Here is a 25972-nt window from a genome sequence, read left to right as displayed (position 1 = left end):
ACACCGTAACCCAAAGTGAACGAGCCGACAAAACTGCCGGCTCGCGTCCGCTTTTCAAGGGTGAAACCTCAGCTCAAGGCCTTGCGATTGAAGTCGCGCAGGCGGAAACCGAGCAACAGCAACATGCCGAAATAAGCGACCACGCCGGCAACGACCAGCACCCCCAGACGCAGGAAGCGCTCCAGCATGTGGCCCTGATCCCACGCGGGCATGAAATGCATGCCGATCACCAGCACCGCCGACATCACCGCCACCGCGAGCAACAGTTTCAAACCGAATTTCAGCCAGCCCGGCTGCGGTTGATACATCTGCTGTTTGCGCAGTTGATAGAACAACAGGCCTGCGTTCAGGCACGCACCGGCACTGATTGCCAGGGCCAGACCGGCGTGGGCCAGCGGACCGATCAACACCAGGTTGAACAGCTGAGTAACCACCAGGGTGAAGATTGCGATTTTTACCGGCGTACGGATGTTCTGTTGCGCATAAAAGCCTGGCGCCAGCACTTTGATCACGATAATCCCGAGCAAGCCGACAGAGTAGGCAATCAACGCCCGCTGAGTCATCTCCGCGTCAAACCCGCTGAACTGGCCGTACTGGAACAGCGAAACCGTCAACGGCTCCGCCAGTATCCCCAGCGCCAGCGCGCACGGCAGCACCAGCACGAAGCACAGCCGCAGGCCCCAGTCGAGAATCCGCGAGTATTCATGGCGGTCCTTGCTGGCGTAGGTCTTGGCCAAGGTCGGCAGCAGGATCGTGCCCAGTGCCACCCCCAGCACGCCGGACGGCAATTCCATCAGGCGGTCGGCGTAATACATCCACGACACCGAGCCCGCCACCAGGAACGAGGCGAAGATGGTGTTGATGATCAGGGAAATCTGGCTGACCGAGACGCCGATGATCGCCGGCAACATCTGCTTCATCACCCGCCATACGCCGGTATCGCGCAGACTCAGGCGTGGCAGCACCAGCATGCCGATCTTTTTCAGGTGTGGCAGTTGATAGAGCAACTGCGCCAGACCACCGACCAGCACGGCCCAGCCTAGAGCCATGACCGGTGGATCGAAGTACGGCGTCAGGAACAGCGCAAACACGATCATGCTGACGTTCAGCAGGGTCGGCACGAACGCCGGCACCGAGAAGCGGTTCCACGTATTGAGAATCGCACCGGCCAGGGACGACAGGGAAATCAGCAATATATAAGGGAAGGTGACGCGCAGCAGGTCGGAGGTCAGCTGGAATTTTTCCGGCGTATCGGTAAAACCGGGGGCCGTGGCCCAGATCACCCAGGGCGCGGCGATCATGCCCAACGCGGTGACCAGCGCCAGTACCAGGGTCAGCAGGCCGGAAACGTAGGCAATAAAGGTGCGGGTCGCCTCTTCGCCCTTCTGGCTTTTATATTCGGCCAGGATCGGCACAAAAGCCTGGGAAAACGCCCCCTCGGCGAAGATCCTGCGCAGCAGATTGGGCAGTTTGAAGGCGATAAAGAAGGCGTCGGTCGCCATTCCGGCGCCGAAGGTGCGGGCAATGAGCGTGTCGCGAACAAACCCGAGAATCCGGGAAAGCATCGTGATAGAGCTGACGGCGGCCAACGATTTGAGCAGATTCATTGAAGGAATTTGTGCCTGTCGATAAACAGCAGGCGAACAATGCGCCTACTTGTGCGATACTCCGCGCCGCAACAGCACAGAGCCAAAGCTCGCGAGTTTACAGGTCAAGCGCCGGAAATAAATATCCCGCCTCTTTATACCTACCACTTAGCGGAACGTCTCAAGCGCCCTTGACAAGACATCTCTTCATCGGCATGATTCGCGGCCTATTTTGTTTGCTATTTCCTAAAAAGTCTTTCGAGGAGCTCGACGGTGGCCAACTCACCTTCCGCCAAAAAACGTGCAAAACAGGCTGAGAAGCGTCGCAGCCACAACGCCAGCCTGCGTTCCATGGTTCGTACCTACATCAAGAATGTAGTTAAAGCCATCGACGCAAAAGACGCTGAAAAAGCTCAAGCTGCATACGTTCTGGCTGTGCCAGTTATCGACCGTATGGCCGATAAAGGCATCATCCACAAGAACAAGGCTGCTCGTCATAAGAGCCGCCTGAATGGCCACGTCAAGGCACTGAAAGAAGCTGCCTAAGCGACGTAGTCATTAAAAAACCGACCTCAGGGTCGGTTTTTTATTGCCTGCAATTTGGCAAAAAACAATGCAAAAAAAGAGGAGCCAACACGCTCCTCGTTTTTTTTGCGCTCAATCAATGAGCCGATGCCCACGGCAGAATCGGTATCGCCGTCACCGCATTCTGCGGACTCCCCTCGATCAGGCGATCGCTGTAGACCAGATACACCAGCGTATTGCGCTTCTTGTCGAGGAAACGCACGACCTGCATGGTTTTGAACACCAGCGAAGTGCGCTCCTTGAACACCTCCTCGCCATCCTTCAGCTCACCCTTGAAGCTGATGGGCCCCACCTGACGACAGGCAATGGACGCCTCGGCGCGATCCTCGGCCAGACCCAAGCCACCCTTCACGCCACCCGTCTTGGCGCGTGACAGGTAGCAGGTCACCCCCTCGACCTTTGGATCATCGAACGCCTCGACCACGATCCGGTCGTTCGGCCCGACAAACTTGAACACCGTCGATACCTGGCCGATTTCCTCGGCCGAGGCCAGCAATGGCAACGCCATCAACAGACCCAACAATCCTTTTGCCATGCGCATTGCGCTTTTCCTCAGACCAGAATCAGGTTGTCACGGTGAACCAGCTCCGGCTCAGCCATGTAACCCAGCAAACCGACAATCGCATCCGACGACTGACCGATGATTTTTTGTGCTTCCAGCGCGCTGTAGTTGGCCAGGCCACGGGCGATCTCACGACCGTCCGGCGCCACGCAAACCACCATCTCACCTCGACGGAAACTGCCCTGAACCAGTTTGACGCCAACCGGCAGCAGACTCTTGTGACCTTCCGACAACGCAGAAACCGCACCGTCATCCAGCACCAGCGTGCCGCGGGTTTGCAGATGACCGGCCAGCCATTGCTTGCGCGCCGCCAGCATGCCGCGCTCTGGCGACAGCAGCGTACCGATTCGCTCGCCCGCCTTCAGACGATCAAGCACTCGCTCCAGACGCCCACCCACAATGATGGTATGCGCTCCGGAACGCGCCGCCAGCCTCGCCGCGCGCAGCTTGGTCTGCATGCCGCCACGCCCCAGCGCACCGCCGGTTCCGCCCGCCACCGCATCCAAAGTCGGATCATCGGCACGCGCTTCGTAAATCAGCTGCGCGTCGGGATTGTTGCGCGGATCAGCGTCGAACATGCCGTCGCGATCCGTCAGGATTACCAGCAGATCAGCCTCGACCAGGTTGGCCACCAACGCAGCGAGCGTGTCGTTGTCGCCGAAACGGATTTCATCGGTGACCACGGTGTCGTTTTCGTTGATCACCGGGATGACTTTCAGCTCGACCAGTGCACGCAAGGTGCTGCGGGCATTCAGGTAGCGCTTGCGGTCGGACAGATCGTCGTGGGTCAGAAGAATTTGCGCCGTGTGCCGGCCATGCTCGGCAAAGCTCGACTCCCAGGCCTGCACCAGCCCCATCTGACCAATTGCCGCAGCAGCCTGGAGTTCGTGCATCGCACTGGGTCGTGCGGTCCAGCCCAAACGGCTCATGCCGGCCGCCACCGCCCCGGAGGACACCAGCACCAACTCGACGCCAGCCTCATGCAAAGCCACCATCTGCTCGACCCAGACGCCCATCGCCTTGCGATCAAGGCCCTTGCCATCCGCTGTCAGCAAAGCGCTGCCGATCTTCACGACCCAACGCTGCGCACCTGTCACCTTGCTCCGCATCATCTTCAACCTTAGCTTGAGGACAGCGCGACCCAGCGCTGCCCGTGACGTTATTCGTGGTTACTCGTGACCAACAATCGATTTCCAGATACCAAAACGCCGCTCGATTGAGCGGCGCTTAAGTTTACTTCAACGAATCAGTCACGCACGTAAATGATTTCCGGACCGTCTTCGTCATCCACATCTTCTTCGTCCCAGTCATCGTCACCGATGTCGTGGACCGACTTCACGCCACTGCGACGCAGGGCACGCTTGTCATCCAGCGCCTGCAACTGGGCACGGGCCTCGTCTTCGATGCGCTGATCGAGATCGGCCAGCTCTTCCTTGTAGGCCGGGTCATTGGCCAGGCGATCGGCACGATCTTCCAGGTAGCGCATGATGTCGCGCGTCAGGCGCTCGGTGCCTTCTTTGGCGATGGCCGAGATCACGTAGACCGGACCTTCCCATTGCAGACGATCGACAATTTCCTTGACGCGCTCTTCGTGCTCTTCTTCAAGGATCTGGTCGCACTTGTTCAGCACCAGCCAGCGGTCACGCTCCGCCAGGGACGGACTGAACTTGATCAGTTCGTTGACGATCACTTCAGCGGCGTCCGGCGCACTGCTTTCGTCCAGCGGCGCCATGTCCACGAGGTGCAGCAGCAGACGGGTACGCGCCAAGTGCTTGAGGAAACGGATACCGAGACCAGCGCCGTCGGAAGCACCTTCGATCAGACCCGGAATGTCGGCGATGACGAAGCTTTTCCAGCGGTCGACGCTGACCACACCCAGGTTCGGCACCAGCGTGGTGAACGGGTAATCGGCGACTTTCGGCTTGGCGGCCGACACGGAACGGATAAAGGTACTTTTACCGGCGTTCGGCAGACCCAGCAGGCCGACGTCAGCCAGAACCTTCATCTCCAGCTTCAGGTCACGCTGCTCGCCCGGCTTGCCCGGCGTGGTCTGGCGCGGCGCACGGTTGGTACTGGATTTGAAACGGGTATTGCCCAGACCGTGCCAGCCGCCCTGCACCACCATCAGTTTCTGACCGGACTTGGTCAGGTCACCGATGACTTCCTGGGTAGCAGAGTCGATGATGGTGGTACCAACCGGCACACGCAGGATCAGATCCTCACCCTTCTTGCCGGTGCAGTCGGTACTGCCGCCGTTGGAGCCACGCTCGGCATCGAAGTGTCGGGTGTAGCGGTAGTCCACCAGGGTGTTCAGGTTTTCATCGGCCATCATGTAGATGGAACCGCCGTCGCCGCCGTCACCCCCGTTCGGGCCGCCGTTTTCAATGAATTTTTCCCGACGGAAACTCATGCAGCCATTGCCGCCGTCGCCAGCCTTTACGCGGATCGATACTTCATCAACAAACTTCATAACCAACGCCTCTCGCCGTACGGACGAGCCGAAAAACAATCAAGACATAAGACTCTTGCAAAAATGAGCGCAGCGACCCCAATCCACGACCTGCATCGCACGCCGGCAGCCCATACAAACAGCTTTGCAAGAGACTCACCCCACAAACGAAAAAGCCCCGTCGCAAGACAGGGCTTCTCCAGCACTCTCGCAGTTAGGCTGCGACAACGCTCACGTAACGACGACCGAAGGCGCCTTTTACTTCAAACTTGATCACGCCTTCGATTTTCGCGAAGAGGGTGTGATCCTTACCCATGCCAACGCCGTAACCAGCGTGGAATTGGGTGCCGCGCTGACGCACGATGATGTTGCCGGCCTTGATGACCTGGCCGCCATACATCTTCACGCCAAGGCGTTTGGCTTCTGAGTCGCGACCGTTACGGGTACTACCACCAGCTTTTTTGTGTGCCATGAGTTCAATTCTCCTAGTGAGGAATTAGGCTGTAATTAAGCCTGAATACCGGTGATTTTGATCTCGGTGAACCACTGGCGGTGGCCCATACGCTTCATGTGGTGCTTACGGCGACGGAACTTGATGATGCGGACTTTATCGTGACGACCTTGGGAGATCACTTCAGCCTTGACGGTTGCGCCAGCAACAACAGGTGCGCCGATGTTCACGTCGTCGCCATTGGCGACCAACAGAACGCGGTCAAAAGTCACGGATTCGCCAGTAGCGACTTCCAGTTTTTCGATCTTCAGGTATTCACCTTCAGCGACCTTGTATTGCTTACCGCCGGTAACGATTACTGCGTACATGGTATTTCTCCGATAATCCTGCTCACCCAGCTCTTTATAAGAAGAGGTATTGGCTGGCATGGCTGCATGGGGCTGGAACGGCCCAAGTGCAATTGCGTAAGGCAGGTGCTGCCCAGGAAGTTCAGGGTGCGCGATTGTACGCAAGCCTTCGAAGTCATGCAAGGGGCCGTCCATCGCGCCTTGACAGGCCCGGACGTGGGTCCTAGCATGCCGCGCAACCCTTCTGGAGCACCTGTCGCTGATGCAACCCCAAGCTTTCTACCGCGCGGTGGCGGACGATTTTAGCGCCGTCGACGGCATCATCAAGAAGCAGCTGACTTCCCGAGTGCCGCTGGTATCGAAAATCGGCGATTACATCACGTCGGCCGGCGGCAAACGCCTGCGCCCTTTATTGGTGCTGCTGTGTGGCAAGGCCCTGGGTCGCGAAGGCGACGACATGCGTCTGCTGGCCGCCACCATCGAATTCCTGCACACCGCCACCCTGCTGCATGACGACGTGGTCGACATGTCCGGCATGCGCCGTGGCCGTTCGACCGCCAACGCCATGTGGGGCAATGCCCCGAGCGTGCTGGTCGGCGATTTCCTGTACTCGCGTTCGTTCGAAATGATGGTCGAACTGGGTTCGATGCCGGTGATGAAGATCCTGTCCCAGGCCACGCGCATCATCGCCGAAGGCGAAGTGCTGCAACTGTCCAAGGTTCGCGACGCGAGCACCACCGAAGAAACCTACATGGAAGTCATCCGCGGCAAGACCGCGATGCTGTTCGAGGCTTCGACCCACAGCGCCGCAGCGCTGGCCGGTGCGACCGCCGAGCAGAGCGAAGCCCTGCGCACCTTCGGCGATCACCTGGGCGTGGCGTTTCAGCTGGTCGACGACCTGCTCGACTACAAGGGCGACGCCGAAACCCTGGGCAAGAACGTCGGTGACGATCTGGCCGAAGGCAAGCCGACCCTGCCGCTGATCTACACCATGCGCGAAGGCACGCCAGAGCAAGCTGCACTGGTACGTCAGGCGATCCAGAAAGGCGGGATCGAAGACCTGGAAAGCATCCGCATTGCCGTGGAAGCGTCCGGTTCGCTTGAATACACCGCACAACTGGCTCGCGACTACGTGGCCCGTGCGATCAAGTGCCTCGAAGTATTGCCGGCCAGCGAATACCGCGATGCACTGGTTGAACTGAGCGAGTTCGCGGTCGCCCGCACGCACTGATCAACGCCGCGCAATCAAGAAACCGCAGCCTCCGTCGGAGCCTGCGGTTTTTTGTTGCCTGCCATCACGGATTAAAACCCTATACAATGTGCGACTTTTAATGATCCTCTCTCCAAGGAGCCTTAGTGAGCACGTTGCCACCCTGCCCGAAATGCAATTCCGAATACACCTACGAAGACGGCACCCAACTGGTGTGCCCGGAGTGCGCCCACGAGTGGTCTGCCGGCGGTGAAGCCGAAGTCGCGTCCGATGATGCCGTGAAGAAAGATTCAGTCGGCAACGTCCTGCAGGACGGCGACACCATCACGGTGATCAAGGACCTGAAGGTCAAGGGCACCTCGCTGGTGGTCAAGGTCGGCACCAAGGTCAAGAACATCCGCCTGTGCGACGGCGACCACGACATCGACTGCAAGATCGACGGCATCGGCCCGATGAAACTCAAATCCGAGTTCGTCAGAAAAGTCTGAACCTGCTGTCTTCCATCCCGCGCCCGTCGTGGGATGGAGCTTCACCCCCTCCCGCTATGCCCCACAAAACCAGGCAATAGCCAAATGCCAGCCGTTTTGACCTTACGCAATCTTTACCCATAAAAAATCACGAACCGCCAATAGGCGCTTGCTATTTGACGAATAAGAATTATTCTCATTGAAACCCTTTCAATGGAGATGAGAACCATGACTTATTTGATCGACGCCTGGCTGGATCGCCCGCACCCGTACCTCAGGATCCTGCATCGGGAAACCGGCGAAGTCTGCGCGGTACTGGAAGAAGAGGCCCTGCACGAGTTACAGGATCAAGGGGATCTGGACGTCAGCGGCCTGAGTTCCAGCGAACCGTTGGTGCTCAAGGAGCTGGTGCGCAATCTGTTCCTGTTCTGCTATGCCCGGGCCTTGCGCCCGACCAGTGAACTGCATCACAAGATCGAAGTATGAGAACGGCGGAGAAACCCTGCACAAGCCACGCTTGTGCAGGGTAACGGGATTACAGAACGTCGAGCAGCTCGACGTCGAACACCAGAACGCTGTGCGGCGGGATGCTGCCAACGCCTTGAGCACCGTAAGCCAGTTCGCTCGGCACGTACAGACGCCATTTGCTGCCGGCATTCATCAGTTGCAGGGCTTCGGTCCAGCCGGCGATCACGCCGCCGACCGGGAACTCTGCCGGCTGGCCACGCTCGTAGGAGCTGTCGAACACAGTGCCGTCGATCAGCGTGCCGTGGTAGTGAGTACGCACGGTGTCTTCACGGGATGGCTTGGCGCCTTCGCCCTGAGTCAGCACTTCGAATTGCAGACCGGAAGCCAGAGTGGTGATGCCGTCTTTCTTGGCGTTTTCAGCCAGGAACGCACGACCTTCGCCAGCGGCGGCTTCGGCCTTGGCAGCGGCTTCGGCTTGCATGATCTCGCGGATCACCTTGAAGCTGGCGGACAGCTCTTCCTGACCCACGCGGCTTGGCTTGCCCGCGAATGCGTCAGTCAGACCGGCCAGGATGGCGTCCAGGCTGACACCCGGTGGCGGGTTGTCGCGCAGCTGGTCACCCAGCTGACGGCCGATACCGTAGCTGACGCGGGTTTCGTCGGTGGACAGATTTACTTCGGACATGACACTGCTCCGCTGTGCGGACGGCCTCAGGACATGCCGTGCGTGCACAGCGCGTCCCGGCGCGCCCGGAACCAAAAGGGCGAGCAGACTAGCACAGATGTTCCGCCATTGATCAGGCCCTGGAGCCTACAGTGCCGAGCGCCAGGCCAGCGGCACTTTCAGGCTTTCTTCGCCGCTGGCACCAAGACCGCACATTTCATCATGTACCGAGGTGTGGACCAGGTTGAACGGCAGCACCGGAAGGTTGTGCAGGACATCCCGGGCATGCTCCACCGAGCGCAGCATCAGCATCTTGCCCTGGGGATCGCTCAACGGGTACGCCGCGCCGTGCATCCGCGCCTCGAGCAGGTAGATTCCGCCCTCCATGGAGATCAGGTTCAGCTCATCGACCTTCCTGGCGATGGCAAACGCATTCAACTCTTGCAGGTTCATGAACGCACCTCACGCTGTAGCGAGCCGGGACGCTTACAGGGATATGCCTCGGCGCTACAAAGTACAAGCCACAAATGACACCGCCCGTCTGTTTCGCAACAGACGGGCGGTTTTGTTACAGCCATCGACAGCTCATCAATGCTTGGTGAGCTTGTCCAGATAACCCATGGCGAACGCCGAGATCACGAAAGTCATGTGGATAATCACGTACCACATCAGGTGCTCGGGATCGACGTTCTTGGCATCCATGAAGATCCGCAGCAGGTGGATCGAGGAAATCGCCACGATCGACGCCGCCACTTTCATCTTCAGCGACGAGGAATCCATGGTGCCCAGCCAGCTGAGCTTTTCCTTGCCTTCGTCGATATTCAGCTCGGACACGAAGTTCTCGTAGCCGGAAATCATCACCATCACCAGCAAACCGCCGACCAGCGCCATGTCGATCAGCGACAGCAGCACCAGAATCAGCTCGGACTCGGCCATGGAGAAGACGTTGGGAATGACATGAAACACTTCCTGGAAGAATTTCAATGCCAGCGCCAGCAGCCCGAGGGACAGCCCGATATAGATCGGCGCCAGCAGCCAGCGCGTGGCGTACATTGCGTTTTCGATAAAGCGTTCCATTGACTCTCACACAAGAAGGGTTGTAATCGGCGGCGAGTATACCAGCCCCCCATGACAGCCAGAAACCGCCCGAAAATCCGCCACCTGCGTGTGTGTGTCAAAGTTTTTCTGCTAGTGTCCAAACCATTGACAGCCCAGCGACAGTGGACAGGACGACTGGAAATGGATGTGCGATTGCCGTTAACGACTGCCGGAATTTGCCTAGCCTTATCGATCGGCGGCTGCTCGCCCGGCGAGGAAAAACACCCGCTCAGCCTCGAACAGAAGACTGCGCAGTTCGAACAGTCGCTGGACGCCATCACCGACCCGAAACTCAAGGATGCCGTGACCGAACTCGGCGGCTCGCTACTGCTCCTGGAGCGCGCGCAGCAACGTCTCGACAACAAACCGCCCAGAACCGAATACGGTGAAGACGCCCTCGGCGTGCTCAAGCATTACCCCACTCCCCAGGCGCTGGTCGATACCTTCATCAACGGCCTGTTCGTGCTCCACAAGGATGCCAGCTCCGACTACCTGACCGACCTGCAGCCGGTGTTTCCCTTCAATCTCAATATCCCCGGCGGGTTTCTGTTCCCCCATGGCGTTGAGTGGCAATCGGTGACGTTGAGCAACAAACGGGTGATCACCTACCAGCCGGAATGGTCGGAAACCGATCCGGGCATTCAACTGAGTCCGTCCAGCTCCAATATCACCAACCCCGACGACCTGACCGTGACCTACCCGTTCATCGAGGGTCTGGACGTCGACAAGAAAACCCGGCCGCGTCCTGTGAGCCTGCAAGGTCAGGTGGAAGTCATCGCCCCGAAACGCCTGCACCGTTTCGATCTGGGCAAACAGGACGTCGGCCAGACCCGGACCGACGCCAACCTCAGCGTGACCCTGTTGAAGCTGGAAAAGAACTACGCCGAAGTCGAATTCAGCAACCATCTGCCGCTCGCCCCGGAAGTCGCCAACACGCCGCTCAACCCGCTGATCGTCCAGGCCCGTGACAGCACCGGCCAGTATCTGGCGCGAGCCGGCGCCATCAATGAAAGCCCCGAGCAGATCGCCTTCTATCAAAAACAACTGACGCACCTGCAACAGCAAAAGGCCTGGAGCGAGGATCTCGAGAAACAGCTGAACGACGACCAGCGCGCCTTCGAACAGCAGCATACGCGCCGTTACAACAAGGTCTACTTCAACGGGCCGATCGATACCCTTGAAGTCAGCGTGCTGGACTTCTCCGAGGCGACCGTCACCCGCAGGCCACTGGACCTGCCGATCCGCGAATTCAACGCGCACACCACGGCGAAAACCGTGCAGCCGCTGGATCTGGCGATCACCGTCTACGACGACCAGGCGCCCAACTGGCTAAAAGGTGCATCACTGACCGAGGACGAGCTGAAGAAAAGCATTCATATCCGCCAGTCAGTGGAAGAGCCCAGCGCCGCGCGCATCGAGTTCGATCACCGCAAAACCTTCAATGACGAGTTGCTGGGCGACGACCTGGCTCCCGGCGAAAGCCCGGTGACGTTCTTCACCGAAAAACACAACGGCAAACTCGACGAGCCGATCGAATTGCCGGCCGAGGCGTATCAGGTGGATCCGCTGCAAGCGACCATCACTTATGACTTGAACCTGTTTCCGGAAACCCCGGCAGTGGCCGTCGGTTCGATGCCCTTATTCCTCGCCACGGTGGCGAAACAGTCCTACGAAGCCAAGGCATTGCCCAAGGGCCTGGACATCAGGAACAACGAACTGGTGGTGGACCTGAAATTGTTTCCGGCCAACGAATGGCGATTCTTCGTCAAGGACGACAGCGGCAACTACCTGAAGCAGATCCTTTCAGTCAGCCACGACGCGGGCGCAGAAGGCCCGGCGCTGTTCGGCGTGCACTATTTCCACGGCCGTCCGACGCAGGTGGAAACCTATCATCGAACCGACCTCGTCACTGTGCAGTACGGCTTTGAGGTCAAGCTCGAGAAGGCGCAGACCCAGGGCGCTGCGCCTTGATCGGCGCTAATGATCGAAAATGCCGATATTGCGTCCACGTCCGCCGTTGATCTGCCGTAACTGGGCTTGCAGGTGCAAGGACCAGATCTGCGGATCATTGGCCAGTTCGTAGCCGTGCATCGTCAGGCTTTCGACGATGGTATCGAGGATCGATTCGGCAGCGACCGGCCCGTGGAACGGGCCTTGGGCCTTGATGGCGGAAGGTTGTTCACCGGCCATGCCGGCGGCAAAGAGCAAAGTCCACATGCCGGTATCGCCGGCCAACGGCTTGATGGCGCATTCGATTCGGGTTACGAGACCCAGGCACTGACGGGTGAGGCAGAGGTTGCGCGACATGGCGGCGACCCTCGGTAAAGCCGGTGTTCAGCCCTTGCTGAAGGACTGTTTCGATCCCGTGATACTGTCGATGTCCTTGAGCTGAGAATAGAAGAAAAGTCCGCCGCGCCAACCGCGCAGAACCAGAAGGCGCCGAATGGTCATTGTGTGAATATTGACGCCAGAGTGATGGCACTTTTGCCGACGTTCGCGACAAAACAAAATGGGAGCACAAGGCTCCCATTTATGTTCTGCAGCCTGGCTTACGCCGGCTTGGCCTCGGCGAGCGCCTCCTGCGCCAGTTCCTTCTCGGCCTCTTTCAGGTCTTCTTCGCTGATCATTTCGGCAATCACCCGCAGACGCTCCACCACGCGCGCGTTGACGCTGCCTTCCGGGAACTCGCCATTCTCGTTCGGCTCACCGGCAGGCTCACCCACCAGCAGGCTCAGCGCTTCATCTGCCTGACGCACCGCATAAACATGGAACTGCCCTGCACGCACTGCAGCCAGCACTTTCTCGTCGAGCATCAGCGTGGCGACGTTGGCGTGAGGAATGATTGCGCCTTGCTCACCTGTCAGTCCACGTGCTTCACAGAGACGGAAAAAGCCTTCGATCTTCTCGTTGACCCCACCCACCGCCTGCACTTCGCCGAACTGGTTGATCGATCCGGTGATGGCAAAACACTGCTTGAGCGGGGTTTTCGACAAGGCCGAAATCAGCGTGCACGCCTCGCCCAGCGACGCACTGTCGCCATCGACGTAGCCGTAGGACTGCTCCAGCGCGATGCTGGCGGAAATCGCCAGCGGGAATTCCTGGGCGTAACGGCTGCCCAGATACCCGGTGAGAATCATCACGCCCTTGGAGTGAATCGGCTGACCGAGGTTGACCTCGCGCTCGATGTCGACGATGCCGCTGCCGCCCGGGTAGACCGTGGCGGAAATCCGCGCCGGCACACCGAACGCCGAGTCACCGACTTCGAGCACGGTCAGGCCGTTGCACTTGCCGACCGCCGCGCCGTCGGTGTCGATCAGGATGATCCCTGCCAGCATGTCGTCGAGAATCCGTGCCGACACACGGCCGGTGCGGGTAGCCTTGGCCTTCAGGGCGCGTTCGATGTGGCCTGCGTCGGTCATTTCATCGCTGGCCAGGTGACGAATGAAATCCGCCTCGCTGACCAGCTGGAACAGATCGCCGATCCGCGCCGACAACCGCCCCTGATGCTCGGCCAGACGCGCGCTGTAAGTCGCCAGACGCGCCACCGCATCGGCGGTCAGCGGCGCCATGCCTTCTTCCGAAGTGCGGGTTTTCAGCAACTGGGCAAACTGCTCCAGACTTTCGTCGACCATCGGGATGTCTTCGTCGAAATCCACCAGAACACGGAACATCTCCTGGAAGTCCGGATCGAGGTCCTGCAGCGTGTAGTACAGCTGACGCGCGCCAATGATGATCACTTTGACATTCAACGGAATGAACTGCGGGTTGAGCGTCATGGTAGCGAAACGCCCCATCTCGCCCAGCGGCGATTCCATTTTCAGCTTGCGCGATTGCAGGGCGCGCTTGAGCGCATCCCATACGAATGGCTCGCCGAGCATTTTTTCCGCTTCGAGGATCAGGAAACCACCGTTTGCGCGGTGCAGCGCACCCGGTCGCAACTGACGATAGGTGGTGTAGAGCGCGCCCTGATCGGTGGTGTATTCGATGCGGCCGAACAGGTTTTCGTAGGTCGGATGCGGCTCGAATACCACCGGTGCACCGCCACTGTGTGGATGACCGACCACCAGGCTCGGTGCGTATTGTTCTTCCAGCAGCTTGCGCGCGACCGCATCGGTCTTGCTGTCATCGACCAATTGCTCGACCACGGTTTTCAGCAGATACACCTGCATCGCTTGCAAGTAACCGCAGACGGCCGCATTTTCCGCGTACTTCTCCGACAGCGGTGCGAGCAAAGGCTGCAAGGCCAGGGTGATGGTTTCTTCATTGAGCTGACGCAGTTGGTTGCTCGATTCGCGTTTCCACTGCGGCAGGCTCGCCAATTCTTCGTTCAGGCGTTCTTCGAGGCCGGAAATATCGTCGTGAAAGCGTTCGCGCTCGGCTTCCGGCAACTGGGCGAATTCGGCTTCGTCCAGCGCCTTGCCCTCAAGCATCGGGGTGAAGGCGATGTTGCTGCTGTCGCGGTACAGGGCGACGTCTTTTTCCAGGGCCAGACGTTCGATGACGTCCAGTGCCTTGTCGTAGCGCTGATTGAAGGCGCGGTCGATGGCGCTCTTCTTCTGCTGGTAGGACGGGTGTTCGAACACCGCAGGAAAGGTCGCCAGCAGGTTGTCGATCAGGCCGTTGATGTCGCCGATGAAGGCACCGGCGCTGCCCGATGGCAATTCCAGGGCGCGGGGTTCGCGCGGCTCATCGAAATTGTTGACGTAGACCCAGTCCGCCGGGGTCTGCAGGCGTTTGCCTTCGGCCTTCAGGTAGCGTTTGACGAACGAGAAACGGCCGGTGCCGGGCTCGCCCATGACGAATACGTTGTAACCGGGGCGTGGCATGGCCACACCGAACTGCAAGGCTTCGACCGCACGTTCCTGGCCAAGCACACCGCGAAAGGGCTCCAGATCATTGGTGGTAGTGAAGCTGAACTGTTCAGCGGAAAACGGACGGGTCAGCGCTTCGGGCGCTAGACGCAAGCTGGCAGCAACAGGATCAGGCATCGGACTTCCTTAACAATCAGGCGGGGCAGATAGCGGCATTCTGGCGCTGCCCGAGCCCCACTGGCAAGGCGCGCCACACGACACAAAGCATAGACAGCCGCCCTGCCCGCGGCCCGGTCCCGTGAAACCGGGGTTTATTCCAAATATTGTGCAAAAACTCACGGAACCCTCGGAACGTGCCTAAACTCCAAACTGCGCGGCTGGAACTAATACCGGCCCACTGGCTTCGTCTGGATCTGTTTCGTACAGAGCTTGGGGGCCAGAACCCTGTCCATTGGTATGCACACAAAGAGAACAAAGCTATGAAACGGATTCTTCTCGGTACTCTCTTCACCGCTGTATCCATCAACGCAATGGCGCAAGCTCCAGGCGGCCCGGATTGCGGTTGGGGCAACATGCTGTTCGAAGGTCAGCGTGGCACTCCGGCTCACTTCCTGGCATCCACCACCAACGGCACCTCCGGCAACGCCACGTTCGGCATGACATCCGGTACCAACGGTTGCTCCACCAACGCCTCGCTGACCTATGGCGGCAAATCCTGGTTTGCCATGAATGGCATGATGAACGAGCTGTCCGAAGACATGGCAAAAGGCAACGGCGAAGCGCTGACAACCTATGCCGTGGTACTGGGCGTGGCGCCGGAAGACCGTGCGCACTTCGCCGCCGTCACTCACGAGCACTTTCAGCAGATCTTCAGCAAGGCTGACGTGACTGCCGAAGACGTGCATACCAACACCCTGGCCGTGCTGAAAGCAGACCCTCGTCTGGCCAAGTACGCCACTCAGGCTTAAGCTCGGCCCCACCCGCTTCTTTCGGGAAGCGGGTTTTATTTTTTCGGCCCGCCCTTCCTTGGGTCTTTTGTTTCTTTCGACTTAAGTTGCCACCTATGCTCAAACGCCTTGCCTGGCTGGCGCTGTGTGTCTGCGCCCCGCTGTCCGCCGCGCCTCACATCGACCCTCACCGTTTGCAGCAACTGGCCAGCGACCGCTTCTGGATTTCCCTCGGTCATTACGAAACCGCCAAACTCGGTGGCTGGCGCAGCTACGTCAGCGACAAAAAGTTCTTCCTCGCTCCCGATGGCAACGAACACCCCGACCATGAACTGGCCGCCACCGTGCAGGCGCTGTACGCCCCCGCCCGTCTCGGTGAGCAACACGCCCAGTGCGTCTACCCGGCACGCACCCGCTGGCTGAAAGATCAACTGAACCTGACCGACCTGCCGACACCGGACTGCGCCGAATTCAAGAAATGGTTCAAGGACGTCTCCCCCCACAGCGCAGTGATGATTTTCCCGGCGGCCTACCTCAACAGCCCGTCGTCGATGTTCGGTCACACCCTGCTGCGTATCGACCAGGCTGACGTACAGAGCGACAAGACGTCGCTGCTCAGTTACGCGATCAACTTCGGCGCCTACATCGAAGGTTCGGACAACAGCATTCTTTACGCCTGGAAAGGCCTGATGGGCGGTTATCCGGGGCTGTTCGCACTGGTGCCCTATCAGGAAAAACTCTCGGAGTACCGCAGCCTGGAAAACCGCGACCTGTGGGAGTACCGGCTCAACCTGACGCAAGCAGAAACCGCACGCATGGTCGAGCATGTGTGGGAGTTGAAGCAGATTCAGTTCGACTATTTCTTCTTCGACGAAAACTGCTCCTATCGCCTGCTCGAACTGTTGCAGGTGGCACGCCCGAGCCTGCGCCTGACAGAACAGTTCCCGCTGACGGCGATCCCCACCGACACCGTCAAGGCGGTAAAGGAGTCCGGGCTGGTAGAGAGCATCGAATACCGCCCGTCCCGCGAGCGTGAATTGCTCAGCCGCGCCGAGCCACTGACCGGCGAAGAACAGGACTGGGTACTGAAAGTCAGCGCCGACCAGCAGCATTTGCAGGATCCAGCCTTCCAGGCCCTGCCCCGAGACCGCCAAGCGCTGATCATCGACGCCGCGTATCGGCTGGAACGCTACCGCGCCAACGGCCAGGAACGTGATCCACAGCGTGCGCAGCGCAGTTTCGAGCTGCTGCGGGCGATCAACAAGAACCCGGCGCCGGAGCTGCAAATCCCACAACCGGGCCTGCCCGAAGACGGCCACGAATCGCGTACCTGGCAGGCCGGTCTCGGCACGCGCGGGGACCGTGCGTTCGGCGAATACGGCTTGCGCATGGCCTATCACGACCTCAACGACAACGCCGAGAGTTTCCCCCTCGGCGCGCAGATCGAAATCCTGCAGATGAAGCTGCGCCAGTACGAAGGCAATCACTGGCAATTCCAGCAGCTGGATCTGGCGACCATCCGCTCGCTGACGCCGCGCAATGCGCTGTTGCAGCCGCTGTCGTGGCAAGTTACCGGTGGCCTTGAACGTGTACCGGGCAAGCATGACGACGAAAACCTGGTCAGCCACGTCAATGGCGGCGGTGGCGGAACCTGGGCGCTGGGTGACGATGTGCTCGGTTTTGCCCTCGGCACGGTGCGCGTTGAACACAACAATGATTTCGCCGAATTCGTTTCCCCGGCAGGCGGTTTCAATACCGGCGTGCTTTGGAAGAACCCGTTGGGCAATCTCAGTGTGGAGGCCAAGGGCGATTACTTCTTCAATGGTGAAGTGCGCCGCAGTCTGAGTCTGAACCAGCAGTGGGAATTGTCGCGCAACCTCGGCTTGCGCCTGAGTGCCCAGCGCGAGTTCAGCCATCTGGCAACGCCGGAGACCGAGGTGATGCTGGAAGTGAAGTGGTATCACTACTGAGGTTTTGATCTTTCTTTCACGCCCCATCGACGAATCCGCTTCTAGACTTTCCCTATCAGCCGTTTGACGGCCCGGGAGAGTGTGATGTGGCGGTGTGCGGGGTTTGTGGGCGTGTTGCTGTTGCTGGGTGGCTGTCAGAGCACCCACGAAGACCTGATTGCCAAAGGTTATCCACCGGCGTTCGCCGACGGTTTCGATGACGGTTGCATCAGCGGTCGTCAGGCAGCCGGCTCGATCAGCGGCGAGTTTCGCAAGAACGTGCCGCGTTATCTCAAGGACAAGCAATACGCCGAAGGCTGGAGCGACGGTTTCCGGCAGTGTCAGGCGATGCTGGAAAACAAGGATCGCGAACAGTATCGCAACGAACACTGGGACGAACGCGAACGCGCCTGGCAGCAGGAAAAGGACCAGGGTGCCGCGCGGGCCTATCGTTCGCAGTAGGTCGTTTCCAGACATCCGGTGAAACCAAATGCCTGCGACCATGGCCCAACGGTTGTAACAGGAGCCCATCATGAGTCGCGCCTTCGTCAACGAAGACAACGCCGCTGCGCAAGCCGATCAGCCAGTCGAACGGCAGATCAGCACGCAGCCCAATTACGTCACGCCACAAGGACTTGCCCAGTTGCAGGCGAAAGTTGCCGAGCTGCAGGCGCTGCACACAGAACAGTCCGCAAAGGGCGAACAGGCCGACAAACAGCGGCTGGCTGATCTCGAACGGGATTTGCGTTATTTCAATCAGCGGGTCGGCAGCGCTCAGGTCGCACCAGCTCCGACGTCCAACGAAAAGGTGCAGATCGGCAGTTGGGTCACCTACGCCGACGAACACAACACCGAGCGTCGGGTGCAACTGGTCGGCGAAGATCAGGCCGATGCCGCCAACGGCCTGATCAACTGGGCCTCACCGCTGGGCCGCGCGCTGCTTGGCGCACGACTCAACGACGAAGTGCTGTGGCAGCGTCCGGCCGGTAATCAACTGATCGAAGTGATCCGTATCGACCTGTCTTAAACCACTCCTTGCGCCAACATCGCGTCGGCGACCTTGACGAACCCGGCGATGTTCGCGCCTTTGACGTAGTTGATCCGGCCGTTTTCCTCACCGTAATGCACACAGGCGTGGTGGATCGACTGCATGATCGCGTGCAACTTGTTGTCTACCTCACCCGCCGTCCACAACAGGCGCATGGCGTTCTGCGACATTTCCAGGCCGCTGACTGCCACGCCGCCGGCATTCGATGCCTTGCCCGGCGCGAACAGAATGCCCGCTTCGATAAAGATATCCACAGCCTCAAGGGTGGTCGGCATGTTCGCGCCTTCGGCCACGCAGACGCAGCCGTTGCGCAGCAAGGTGCGGGCGCTTTCGGCGTCGAGTTCGTTCTGGGTCGCGCATGGCAGCGCAATTTCGCACGGCAACGACCATGGCAGTTGACCGGCGCGGAATTCCAGACCGTATGCGCCCGCCAGCTCGCTGATCCGCCCACGCTTGACGTTCTTCAGTTCCAGCAGCGCCAGCCACTGCTCTTCGCTCAGACCCGCTTCGCAATACAGCGTGCCTTCGGAGTCGGACAGGGAAATCACCTTGCCGCCCAGGTCCATCACTTTGCGAGCGGCGTATTGTGCAACGTTGCCGGATCCGGAAATCGCCACGCGCTTGCCTTCGACGGTCTGCTCGCGGCGCTTGAGCATTTCTTCGGCGAAGTACACGCAACCGAAACCCGTGGCTTCCGGGCGGATCAGGCTGCCGCCATAGGTCATGCCCTTGCCGGTCAGCACGCTGGTGAACTGGTTGCTCAGGCGTTTGTACTGACCGAACAGAAAACCGATCTCCCGTGCGCCGACACCGATATCGCCGGCCGGCACGTCCACGTCGGCGCCGATGTGCCGGTACAGCTCACTCATGAACGCCTGGCAGAAACGCATGACTTCGGCGTCGCTCTTGCCCTTCGGATCGAAATCCGAACCGCCCTTGCCGCCGCCCATGGGCAGCGAGGTCAGGGCGTTCTTGAAGGTCTGCTCGAAGGCGAGGAATTTCAACACGCCCAGATTCACCGAAGGGTGGAAGCGCAAACCGCCCTTGTACGGGCCGATGGCGCTGTTCATCTGGATGCGGAAACCGCGATTGACCTGGACCTTGCCCTGATCGTCGACCCACGACACCCGGAACACCACCGCCCGCTCCGGCTCGCAGAGGCGCTCCAGAATCCCCGAGGTCAGATAGTGCGGATTGGCTTCGAGAAACGGCCACAGGCTGCGCAGGACTTCTTCGACGGCCTGGTGGAATTCGGGCTGATCCGGATCGCGTTTTTTCAGACGGGCGAGGAAGGATTCGACGGATTCGATCATGGGAAAAGTCTCGGCAAATGTGTTGTCGTTGGAAGAGATTGAGCCGGACTGTAACAAACGACATGTACACAGCAATAGACAAAAATGTCGCATTTATGAAAACAAATAGTACACACGCTATAAATCACGGTGGATTGCAGACAAAAAAAAGCGGAGCCCGAAGGCTCCGCTCTTTCATGCAACCAACCTGTAATCAGGCCAGTTTCTTGTGGCGTACCCGGTGTGGCTGGGCCGCCGCTTCGCCGAGACGCTTTTTGCGATCGGCCTCGTACTCGGTGTAGTTGCCTTCGAAGAACACCGCTTGCGAGTCGTCTTCGTACGCCAGGATGTGGGTCGCGACGCGGTCAAGGAACCACCGATCGTGAGAGATCACAATGGCGGCGCCCGGGAAGTCCAGCAGGGCTTCTTCCAGGGAACGCAGGGTTTCAACGTCGAGGTCGTTGGACGGTTCGTCGAGCAGCAGGACGTTGCCGCCCTCCTTCAGGGTCAGCGCCAGGTGCAGACGACCGCGCTCACCACCGGACAGGTCCTTGACGAACTTCTGCTGATCGCCGCCCTTGAAGTTGAAGCGACCGACGTAGGTACGCGACGGGATCTCGTAGTTGCCGATGCGGATCTGGTCGGAACCGTCGGAGATCTGCTGGAACACGGTCTTGCTGCCGTCCAGGTCCTCGCGGCTCTGGTCAACGCAGGCCAGTTGCACGGTTTCGCCGATCTCGATGCTGCCGGAGTCCGGGGTTTCCTTGCCCATCAGCATGCGGAACAGGGTCGACTTACCGGCACCGTTACCGCCGATCACGCCGACGATGGCGCCTTTGGGCATGGAGAACGACAGGTTGTCGATCAGCACGCGATCGCCGTAGCCCTTGGTGACGTTCTTGAATTCGATGACCTTGTCGCCCAGGCGCGGACCGGCCGGGATGTAGATCTCGTTGGTTTCCGAACGCTTCTGGAATTCCTGCGACTGCATTTCTTCAAAGCGTTGCAGACGTGCCTTGGATTTCGACTGGCGGGCCTTGGCGCCTTTGCGCACCCACTCCAGTTCTTCCTTCATGGCTTTTTCGTGGGCCGATTGCTGCTTGGATTCCTGGGCCAGACGATCGGACTTGGCTTCCAGCCAACCCGAGTAGTTGCCTTCGTACGGAATGCCCGCGCCGCGGTCGAGTTCCAGAATCCAGCCGGCAACGTTGTCCAGGAAGTAACGGTCGTGCGTGATCGCGACCACAGTGCCCGGGAAGTCGTGCAGGAAGTGTTCGAGCCAGGCAACGGAGTCGGCGTCCAGGTGGTTGGTCGGTTCGTCGAGCAGCAGCATGTCCGGCGCGGACAGCAGCAGACGGCACAGGGCCACACGACGTTTTTCACCACCGGACAGGTGTTCGACCCTGGCGTCCCAGGCCGGCAGGCGCAGCGCATCGGCGGCGACTTCCAGCTGGCGCTCCAGGTTGTGACCGTCGCTGGCCTGCAGGATCGCTTCGAGCTTGGCCTGTTCGGCGGCCAGTTTGTCGAAGTCGGCGTCCGGGTCGGCGTAGGCGGCGTAGACCTCGTCCAGACGCGCTTGCGCATCCTTGATCACGCTGACCGCTTCCTCGACCACTTCACGCACGGTCTTGGTCGGATCCAGTTGCGGCTCTTGCGGCAGGTAACCGATGTTCAGTTCCGGCATCGGGCGTGCTTCGCCTTCGAACTCGGTGTCGACGCCGGCCATGATTTTCAGCAGCGTGGACTTACCCGAACCGTTGAGGCCGAGGACGCCGATCTTGGCGCCCGGGAAGAAGGACAGCGAAATGTTTTTCAGGATTTCCCGCTTCGGCGGAACAACTTTGCCCAGCCGATGCATGGTGAAGACGTATTGAGCCATGGAGAACCTTGGGTCAGTGACTGATGAATGATTGGGACACAGGCAATGCCCGGCCAGACCGTGCGCGTCGTTCACTGGAAGATATCAATGCGTGCGCGCGGAAAGTCTAGGAGCTGGAACGCTCCCGCGTAACCGGCAAAGCTACCTTAATGACAGAAGGCAGTCCAGCCGAGCGGGGCTGGCACTTCGCCACAACTCAAGGCATGCTAGCCGCCCTTTGGGCGTCCGGCTTATAGTGCACGTCGCGCCAGTCCAGCCAGACCGCAGGATTACAGCTTGTCCAACGTCACTCCGCCAGCCTCTGTGAGCAGCACCCAACCGGCGCCCGGCTCGTCCCTGCGCGGAACATTGAAAGGCGCGCTGGCGACTTTGGTGCTGTTGCTGCTGGCGCTGCTGTTCTGGCAACTGCTCGATCAACTGGGTGAAACCCAGAAAAACCAGCGCCAGTACACCATCGACTACACGGCCGATCTCGCTTCGCAAGTCAGCCTGAACATGTCGCTGAATGCGCAGATCGCCCTCAATCTGCTACCGATCGTCGAACAGCCGCAGTCCGCCGACGAACAACAGGCATTGCTGCGCAAGCTGCAGAAATCGCTGCCTGACCTGCAGAGCATGGCCTTGCTCAGCCCGTCGGGAAAAATCCTCAGCGACAGCGCCACAGACAGCAAGGACGCCGACTACCTCAGCGATCTGGTCCGCCGCAGTCACGCCCAGGCGCACTACTTCAGCAACGCCGACGACGGTTCCGTGGTGCATCTGTTGCTGCATCAGGCCAGCGGCAGCACTCGCGGTTACTGGGCACTGCGGCTGACACCCACCTTTTTCAGCGCACTGACCAAACAGGGCGAAACCGGCATCCGTCCTCTCTGGCTGGTGGAAAATCGCATCAACCATCAGATCATCAGTCGCGACGAAGCAATGCCCATCGGCAGCACCAGCGTCCTGACCCCGGACGATCTGGCCAACAGTGTGCTGACCGTGCCGCTGAGCAGCAGCGACTGGCAACTGCGCGGCCTGTTCGACCGCCAGCATGTGCTCGAACAACTGCTGCCGGCGTTCATCGGCAAATGCCTGTTGGGTCTGGCGCTGTCGCTGCTGCCGTTCATCGCGTTGCTCAACATGCGCCGTCGTCAGCGTCAGGTGCATGAAGGGCGTCGGCGTTATCAGGATATTTTCGAAGGCACCGGCGTGGCGTTGTGCGTGCTGGATCTTTCGGGGCTCAAGCAGGTTTTCGAGAAAGCCCAGATCCAGACCAGCGACCAGCTCAAGGCCTGGCTCGACCAGCCGGCGCGGCGCCAGCAATTGCTTCACGAACTGCGGATCACCGAGGTCAACCAGGTCGCGCTGCAACTGCTCAACGTCAATTCCTGTGACCACGCCTGGCAACTGTTGATCGACGGTCAGCCGCACAGTCAGTGCGCCATCGGCAATCAGGTACTCGATGCCGTGCTCCAGCAGCAAAAGCAGCTGGAACTGGAAATCAAACTGCCGGACATCAATGGCCGCGACCAGCATCTGTGGCTGGTGCTGCGCCTGCCTCAGGAACAGCACGATTACCAGGCCGTGATCCTGAGCATCAACGACATCACCAGCCGCAAGCTGATCGAATTGTCGCTGCTGGAACGCGAAGGCTTCTGGTCGGACGTGGTGCGCACCGTGCCGGATCACCTGTACGTGCAGGATGTGATCAGCCAGCGGATGATCTTCAGCAACCACCACCTCGGCCAGACCCTCGGTTACAACCGCACCGAACTGCATCAGATGGGCGAATACTTCTGGGAAATCCTCCTGCACCCGGAAGACGCCGACTACTATCACCGCTCGCGGCAGATGCAGCGCCACGCCGGCTACAGCCAGTTGCTGCAATGCCAGTTGCGTTTCCGCCACCGCGACGGCAAATGGCGGCGCTTCGATATCCGCGAACAGGCGCTGGCCCGGGACAAGCACGATCAGGTGACGCGAATCATCGGCGTGGCCAAGGACATCACCGAGCAGATCGAGGCCAGCGAATCGTTGCGCGACAGCGAACAGCGCTACCGGATGCTCGCCGAAAGCATCAGTGACGTGATCTTCTCTACCGACAGCAAACTCTCGCTCAACTACGTCAGCCCGTCGGTGCAAGCGGTGCTGGGCTACGACGCCGAATGGATTTTCCAGAACGGCTGGCAGTCGACCATCGCCAACCCGCAGCAGCTCAACGGCATCTACCACCTGATGGACCGGGTCAGCAAAGCCCTGGACAAGCCCGAGCAACTGGCAACCCTGCGCAGCCAGGTGCAGACCCAGATGTTCCTGTTCGACTGCCTGCGCGCCGACGGCCGCAAGATCCCGATCGAACTGCGTCTGGTGCTGGTGTGGGACGAACACGGCGCCTTCGAAGGCGTGCTCGGGGTCGGTCGCGACATCAGCCAGCAACGCCGTGCCGAAAAAGATCTGCGCATGGCGGCTACGGTATTCGAGCATTCGACCTCGGCGATCCTGATCACCGACCCGGCCGGTTACATCGTCCAGGCCAACGAAGCGTTCAGCCGGGTCAGTGGCTACGCGGTGAGCGAGGTGCTCGACCAGCTGCCGAACATGCTGACCGTCGACGAACAGCAGGACGCGCACCTGCGCTACGTGCTCAAGCAGTTGCATCAGCACAGCACCTGGGAAGGCGAAGTCTGGCTCAAGCGCCGCAATGGCGAGCACTACCCGGCGTGGGTCGGCATCACTGCGGTGCTCGATGACGAGGGCGATCTGGCCAGTTACGTGTGCTTCTTCAGCGACATCAGCGAGCGCAAGGCCAGCGAGCAACGGATTCACCGCCTCGCCTACTACGACGCCCTGACCCACTTGCCGAACCGCACGCTGTTCCAGGATCGCCTGCACACCGCACTGCAATCGGCCGACCGGCAGAAGTCGTGGGTGGTGCTGATGTTCCTCGACCTCGACCGTTTCAAACCGATCAACGACTCCCTCGGTCACGCCGCCGGCGACCGCATGCTCAAGGACATGGCCACGCGGTTGCTGGCCTGCGTCGACGATGACGACACCGTGGCGCGGATGGGCGGCGACGAATTCACCCTGCTGCTGCAACACCGTTCCAGTCGTGAGATGGCACTGAATCGTGCGATACATGTCGCCGAGCAGATTCTTGGCAGTCTGGTGCGACCGTTCGTGCTGGAGGGCCGCGAGTTCTTCGTCACCGCCAGTATCGGCATCGCCCTGAGCCCGCAGGACGGCAACGAACTCAGCCAGTTGATGAAGAACGCCGACACCGCGATGTACCACGCCAAGGAGCGCGGCAAGAACAACTTCCAGTTCTATCAGGCCGACATGAACGCCAGTGCGCTGGAGCGTCTGGAACTGGAAAGCGACTTGCGTCACGCGCTGGAGCAGAACGAATTCGTGCTGTATTACCAACCGCAGTTCAGCGGCGACGGCAAACGCCTGACCGGTGCCGAAGCCCTGCTGCGCTGGCGTCATCCGCGTCGCGGGCTGGTGCCGCCGGGGGATTTCATCCCGGTGCTCGAAGAACTCGGGCTGGTGGTGGACGTCGGCGACTGGGTCATCAGCGAGGCCTGCCGTCAGCTCAAGACCTGGCACCAGAGCCGCGTGCGCGTGCCGAAGGTCTCGGTGAACATTTCCGCCCGGCAGTTCTCCGACGGCCAGCTCGGCACGCGGATCGCCACCATCCTCAAGGAAACCGGCCTGCCGCCGGCGTGCCTGGAGCTGGAGCTGACCGAAAGTATCCTGATGCGCGAAGTCAGCGAAGCGATGCAGATCCTTGCCGGCCTGAAGAACCTGGGCCTGAGCATCGCGGTCGACGACTTCGGCACCGGTTACTCATCGCTGAACTACCTCAAGCAATTCCCGATCGATGTGCTGAAGATCGACCGCACCTTCGTCGACGGCCTGCCGTCCGGCGAGCAGGACGCGCAGATCGCCCGGGCGATCATCGCCATGGCCCACAGCCTGAATCTGGCGGTAATCGCCGAGGGTGTGGAAACCCATGAACAGCTGGACTTCCTGCGCGAGCACGGTTGCGACGAAGTTCAGGGTTATCTGTTCGGGCGGCCGATGCCGGCCACTCGCTTCGAGGCGCAATTCAGCAATGATGCGCTGTTCATGTTCGACTGAAGATCTGCGGCGCGGCCTTCGCGAGCGAGCTCGC

At 60.0% G+C, this 25972-nt stretch carries 23 protein-coding genes; 10 read left to right on the top strand and 13 right to left on the bottom strand.

Going from position 1 to position 25972, the window contains the following annotated elements; all coding sequences use genetic code 11:
- Positions 1 to 68: 68 nt before the first annotated feature.
- Positions 69 to 1607 (bottom strand): murein biosynthesis integral membrane protein MurJ, encoded by a 1539-nt coding sequence (murJ, locus tag J5M72_RS06625; protein ID WP_207864754.1) that lies wholly within the window; start codon positions 1605 to 1607, stop codon positions 69 to 71.
- Between the two features lie 252 nt (positions 1608 to 1859).
- Between murJ and rpsT the strand changes: the two genes are divergently transcribed.
- Complete coding sequence (rpsT, locus tag J5M72_RS06620; protein ID WP_003228351.1) at positions 1860 to 2132, top strand: 30S ribosomal protein S20; 273 nt, start codon at positions 1860 to 1862, stop codon at positions 2130 to 2132.
- Between the two features lie 115 nt (positions 2133 to 2247).
- Here the strand turns inward: rpsT and J5M72_RS06615 are convergent, their stop codons facing one another.
- The 5 genes from J5M72_RS06615 to rplU form a co-directional block, all read right to left on the bottom strand.
- The gene (locus J5M72_RS06615; protein ID WP_169431982.1) at positions 2248 to 2712 is read right to left on the bottom strand and encodes a CreA family protein; all 465 of its coding nucleotides are present in this window, start codon (positions 2710 to 2712) and stop codon (positions 2248 to 2250) included.
- A gap of 11 nt (positions 2713 to 2723) precedes the next feature.
- Positions 2724 to 3842, bottom strand: a complete 1119-nt coding sequence (gene proB / locus J5M72_RS06610; protein ID WP_085712194.1) for a glutamate 5-kinase — start codon at positions 3840 to 3842, stop codon at positions 2724 to 2726.
- A 137-nt stretch (positions 3843 to 3979) separates the two neighbouring features.
- Positions 3980 to 5203: an Obg family GTPase CgtA gene (gene cgtA, locus J5M72_RS06605; RefSeq protein WP_169431983.1), complete on the bottom strand. Its 1224-nt coding sequence runs from the start codon at positions 5201 to 5203 to the stop codon at positions 3980 to 3982.
- Positions 5204 to 5396: 193 nt separating this feature from the next.
- Complete coding sequence (rpmA, locus tag J5M72_RS06600; protein WP_003228360.1) at positions 5397 to 5654, bottom strand: 50S ribosomal protein L27; 258 nt, start codon at positions 5652 to 5654, stop codon at positions 5397 to 5399.
- Between the two features lie 35 nt (positions 5655 to 5689).
- A complete protein-coding gene (gene rplU / locus J5M72_RS06595) occupies positions 5690 to 6001 on the bottom strand; it encodes a 50S ribosomal protein L21 (protein WP_003228361.1) in 312 nt (103 codons plus the stop codon).
- A gap of 241 nt (positions 6002 to 6242) precedes the next feature.
- On the opposite strand from rplU, the gene J5M72_RS06590 reads away from it, so the two are divergent.
- From J5M72_RS06590 to J5M72_RS06580, 3 genes are all read left to right on the top strand, one after another.
- Positions 6243 to 7211 (top strand): polyprenyl synthetase family protein, encoded by a 969-nt coding sequence (locus tag J5M72_RS06590; RefSeq protein WP_207864752.1) that lies wholly within the window; start codon positions 6243 to 6245, stop codon positions 7209 to 7211.
- Positions 7212 to 7336: 125 nt separating this feature from the next.
- Positions 7337 to 7678, top strand: coding sequence for a zinc ribbon domain-containing protein YjdM (locus tag J5M72_RS06585; RefSeq protein WP_007950963.1), 342 nt, complete (start codon positions 7337 to 7339; stop codon positions 7676 to 7678).
- A gap of 207 nt (positions 7679 to 7885) precedes the next feature.
- On the top strand, positions 7886 to 8143 hold the full coding sequence (locus J5M72_RS06580) for a hypothetical protein (RefSeq protein ID WP_039771721.1): 258 nt from the start codon (positions 7886 to 7888) through the stop codon (positions 8141 to 8143).
- A 49-nt stretch (positions 8144 to 8192) separates the two neighbouring features.
- Here J5M72_RS06580 and J5M72_RS06575 read toward each other — a convergent pair whose 3' ends face one another.
- The 3 genes from J5M72_RS06575 to J5M72_RS06565 form a co-directional block, all read right to left on the bottom strand.
- Positions 8193 to 8810, bottom strand: a complete 618-nt coding sequence (locus J5M72_RS06575) for an FKBP-type peptidyl-prolyl cis-trans isomerase (RefSeq protein ID WP_085689724.1) — start codon at positions 8808 to 8810, stop codon at positions 8193 to 8195.
- 126 nt (positions 8811 to 8936) lie between these two features.
- The gene (locus J5M72_RS06570; protein WP_169431985.1) at positions 8937 to 9242 is read right to left on the bottom strand and encodes a DUF6482 family protein; all 306 of its coding nucleotides are present in this window, start codon (positions 9240 to 9242) and stop codon (positions 8937 to 8939) included.
- Positions 9243 to 9377: 135 nt separating this feature from the next.
- Positions 9378 to 9866 (bottom strand): TIGR00645 family protein, encoded by a 489-nt coding sequence (locus J5M72_RS06565; RefSeq protein ID WP_007950967.1) that lies wholly within the window; start codon positions 9864 to 9866, stop codon positions 9378 to 9380.
- Between the two features lie 162 nt (positions 9867 to 10028).
- On the opposite strand from J5M72_RS06565, the gene J5M72_RS06560 reads away from it, so the two are divergent.
- On the top strand, positions 10029 to 11858 hold the full coding sequence (locus J5M72_RS06560; protein WP_207864750.1) for a hypothetical protein: 1830 nt from the start codon (positions 10029 to 10031) through the stop codon (positions 11856 to 11858).
- A 6-nt stretch (positions 11859 to 11864) separates the two neighbouring features.
- Here J5M72_RS06560 and J5M72_RS06555 read toward each other — a convergent pair whose 3' ends face one another.
- Complete coding sequence (locus tag J5M72_RS06555; protein ID WP_169431987.1) at positions 11865 to 12194, bottom strand: hypothetical protein; 330 nt, start codon at positions 12192 to 12194, stop codon at positions 11865 to 11867.
- Between the two features lie 242 nt (positions 12195 to 12436).
- Positions 12437 to 14875, bottom strand: a complete 2439-nt coding sequence (locus tag J5M72_RS06550) for an AAA family ATPase (protein WP_169431988.1) — start codon at positions 14873 to 14875, stop codon at positions 12437 to 12439.
- Between the two features lie 302 nt (positions 14876 to 15177).
- Here J5M72_RS06550 and J5M72_RS06545 point away from each other — a divergent pair, with 302 nt between their 5' ends.
- The 4 genes from J5M72_RS06545 to J5M72_RS06530 all read left to right on the top strand — a co-directional run bounded on the left by J5M72_RS06545 (position 15178) and on the right by J5M72_RS06530 (position 18621).
- On the top strand, positions 15178 to 15666 hold the full coding sequence (locus J5M72_RS06545) for a DUF3015 domain-containing protein (RefSeq protein WP_007950971.1): 489 nt from the start codon (positions 15178 to 15180) through the stop codon (positions 15664 to 15666).
- A gap of 95 nt (positions 15667 to 15761) precedes the next feature.
- Positions 15762 to 17615 (top strand): DUF4105 domain-containing protein, encoded by a 1854-nt coding sequence (locus J5M72_RS06540; protein ID WP_207864748.1) that lies wholly within the window; start codon positions 15762 to 15764, stop codon positions 17613 to 17615.
- Between the two features lie 84 nt (positions 17616 to 17699).
- Positions 17700 to 18056, top strand: a complete 357-nt coding sequence (locus J5M72_RS06535; protein WP_169431990.1) for a hypothetical protein — start codon at positions 17700 to 17702, stop codon at positions 18054 to 18056.
- Between the two features lie 70 nt (positions 18057 to 18126).
- Positions 18127 to 18621: a GreA/GreB family elongation factor gene (locus tag J5M72_RS06530; RefSeq protein ID WP_207864746.1), complete on the top strand. Its 495-nt coding sequence runs from the start codon at positions 18127 to 18129 to the stop codon at positions 18619 to 18621.
- Here J5M72_RS06530 and gdhA read toward each other — a convergent pair.
- Both gdhA and ettA read right to left on the bottom strand, forming a co-directional pair.
- Complete coding sequence (gene gdhA / locus J5M72_RS06525; protein WP_207864744.1) at positions 18618 to 19955, bottom strand: NADP-specific glutamate dehydrogenase; 1338 nt, start codon at positions 19953 to 19955, stop codon at positions 18618 to 18620. The genes J5M72_RS06530 and gdhA overlap by 4 nt on opposite strands.
- A gap of 193 nt (positions 19956 to 20148) precedes the next feature.
- Positions 20149 to 21813, bottom strand: a complete 1665-nt coding sequence (gene ettA / locus J5M72_RS06520; protein WP_102686326.1) for an energy-dependent translational throttle protein EttA — start codon at positions 21811 to 21813, stop codon at positions 20149 to 20151.
- Positions 21814 to 22089: 276 nt separating this feature from the next.
- Here ettA and J5M72_RS06515 point away from each other — a divergent pair, with 276 nt between their 5' ends.
- Positions 22090 to 25938, top strand: a complete 3849-nt coding sequence (locus tag J5M72_RS06515; RefSeq protein WP_207864742.1) for an EAL domain-containing protein — start codon at positions 22090 to 22092, stop codon at positions 25936 to 25938.
- Positions 25939 to 25972 lie beyond the last annotated feature (34 nt).

The organism is Pseudomonas sp. 58(2021) (assembly GCF_017491585.1).
In the GTDB taxonomy this organism is placed as follows: domain Bacteria; phylum Pseudomonadota; class Gammaproteobacteria; order Pseudomonadales; family Pseudomonadaceae; genus Aquipseudomonas; species Aquipseudomonas fluorescens_BT.
The sequence above is the reverse complement of the archived record's forward strand: the minus strand, read 5'-3'. Positions and strand labels throughout refer to the sequence as shown.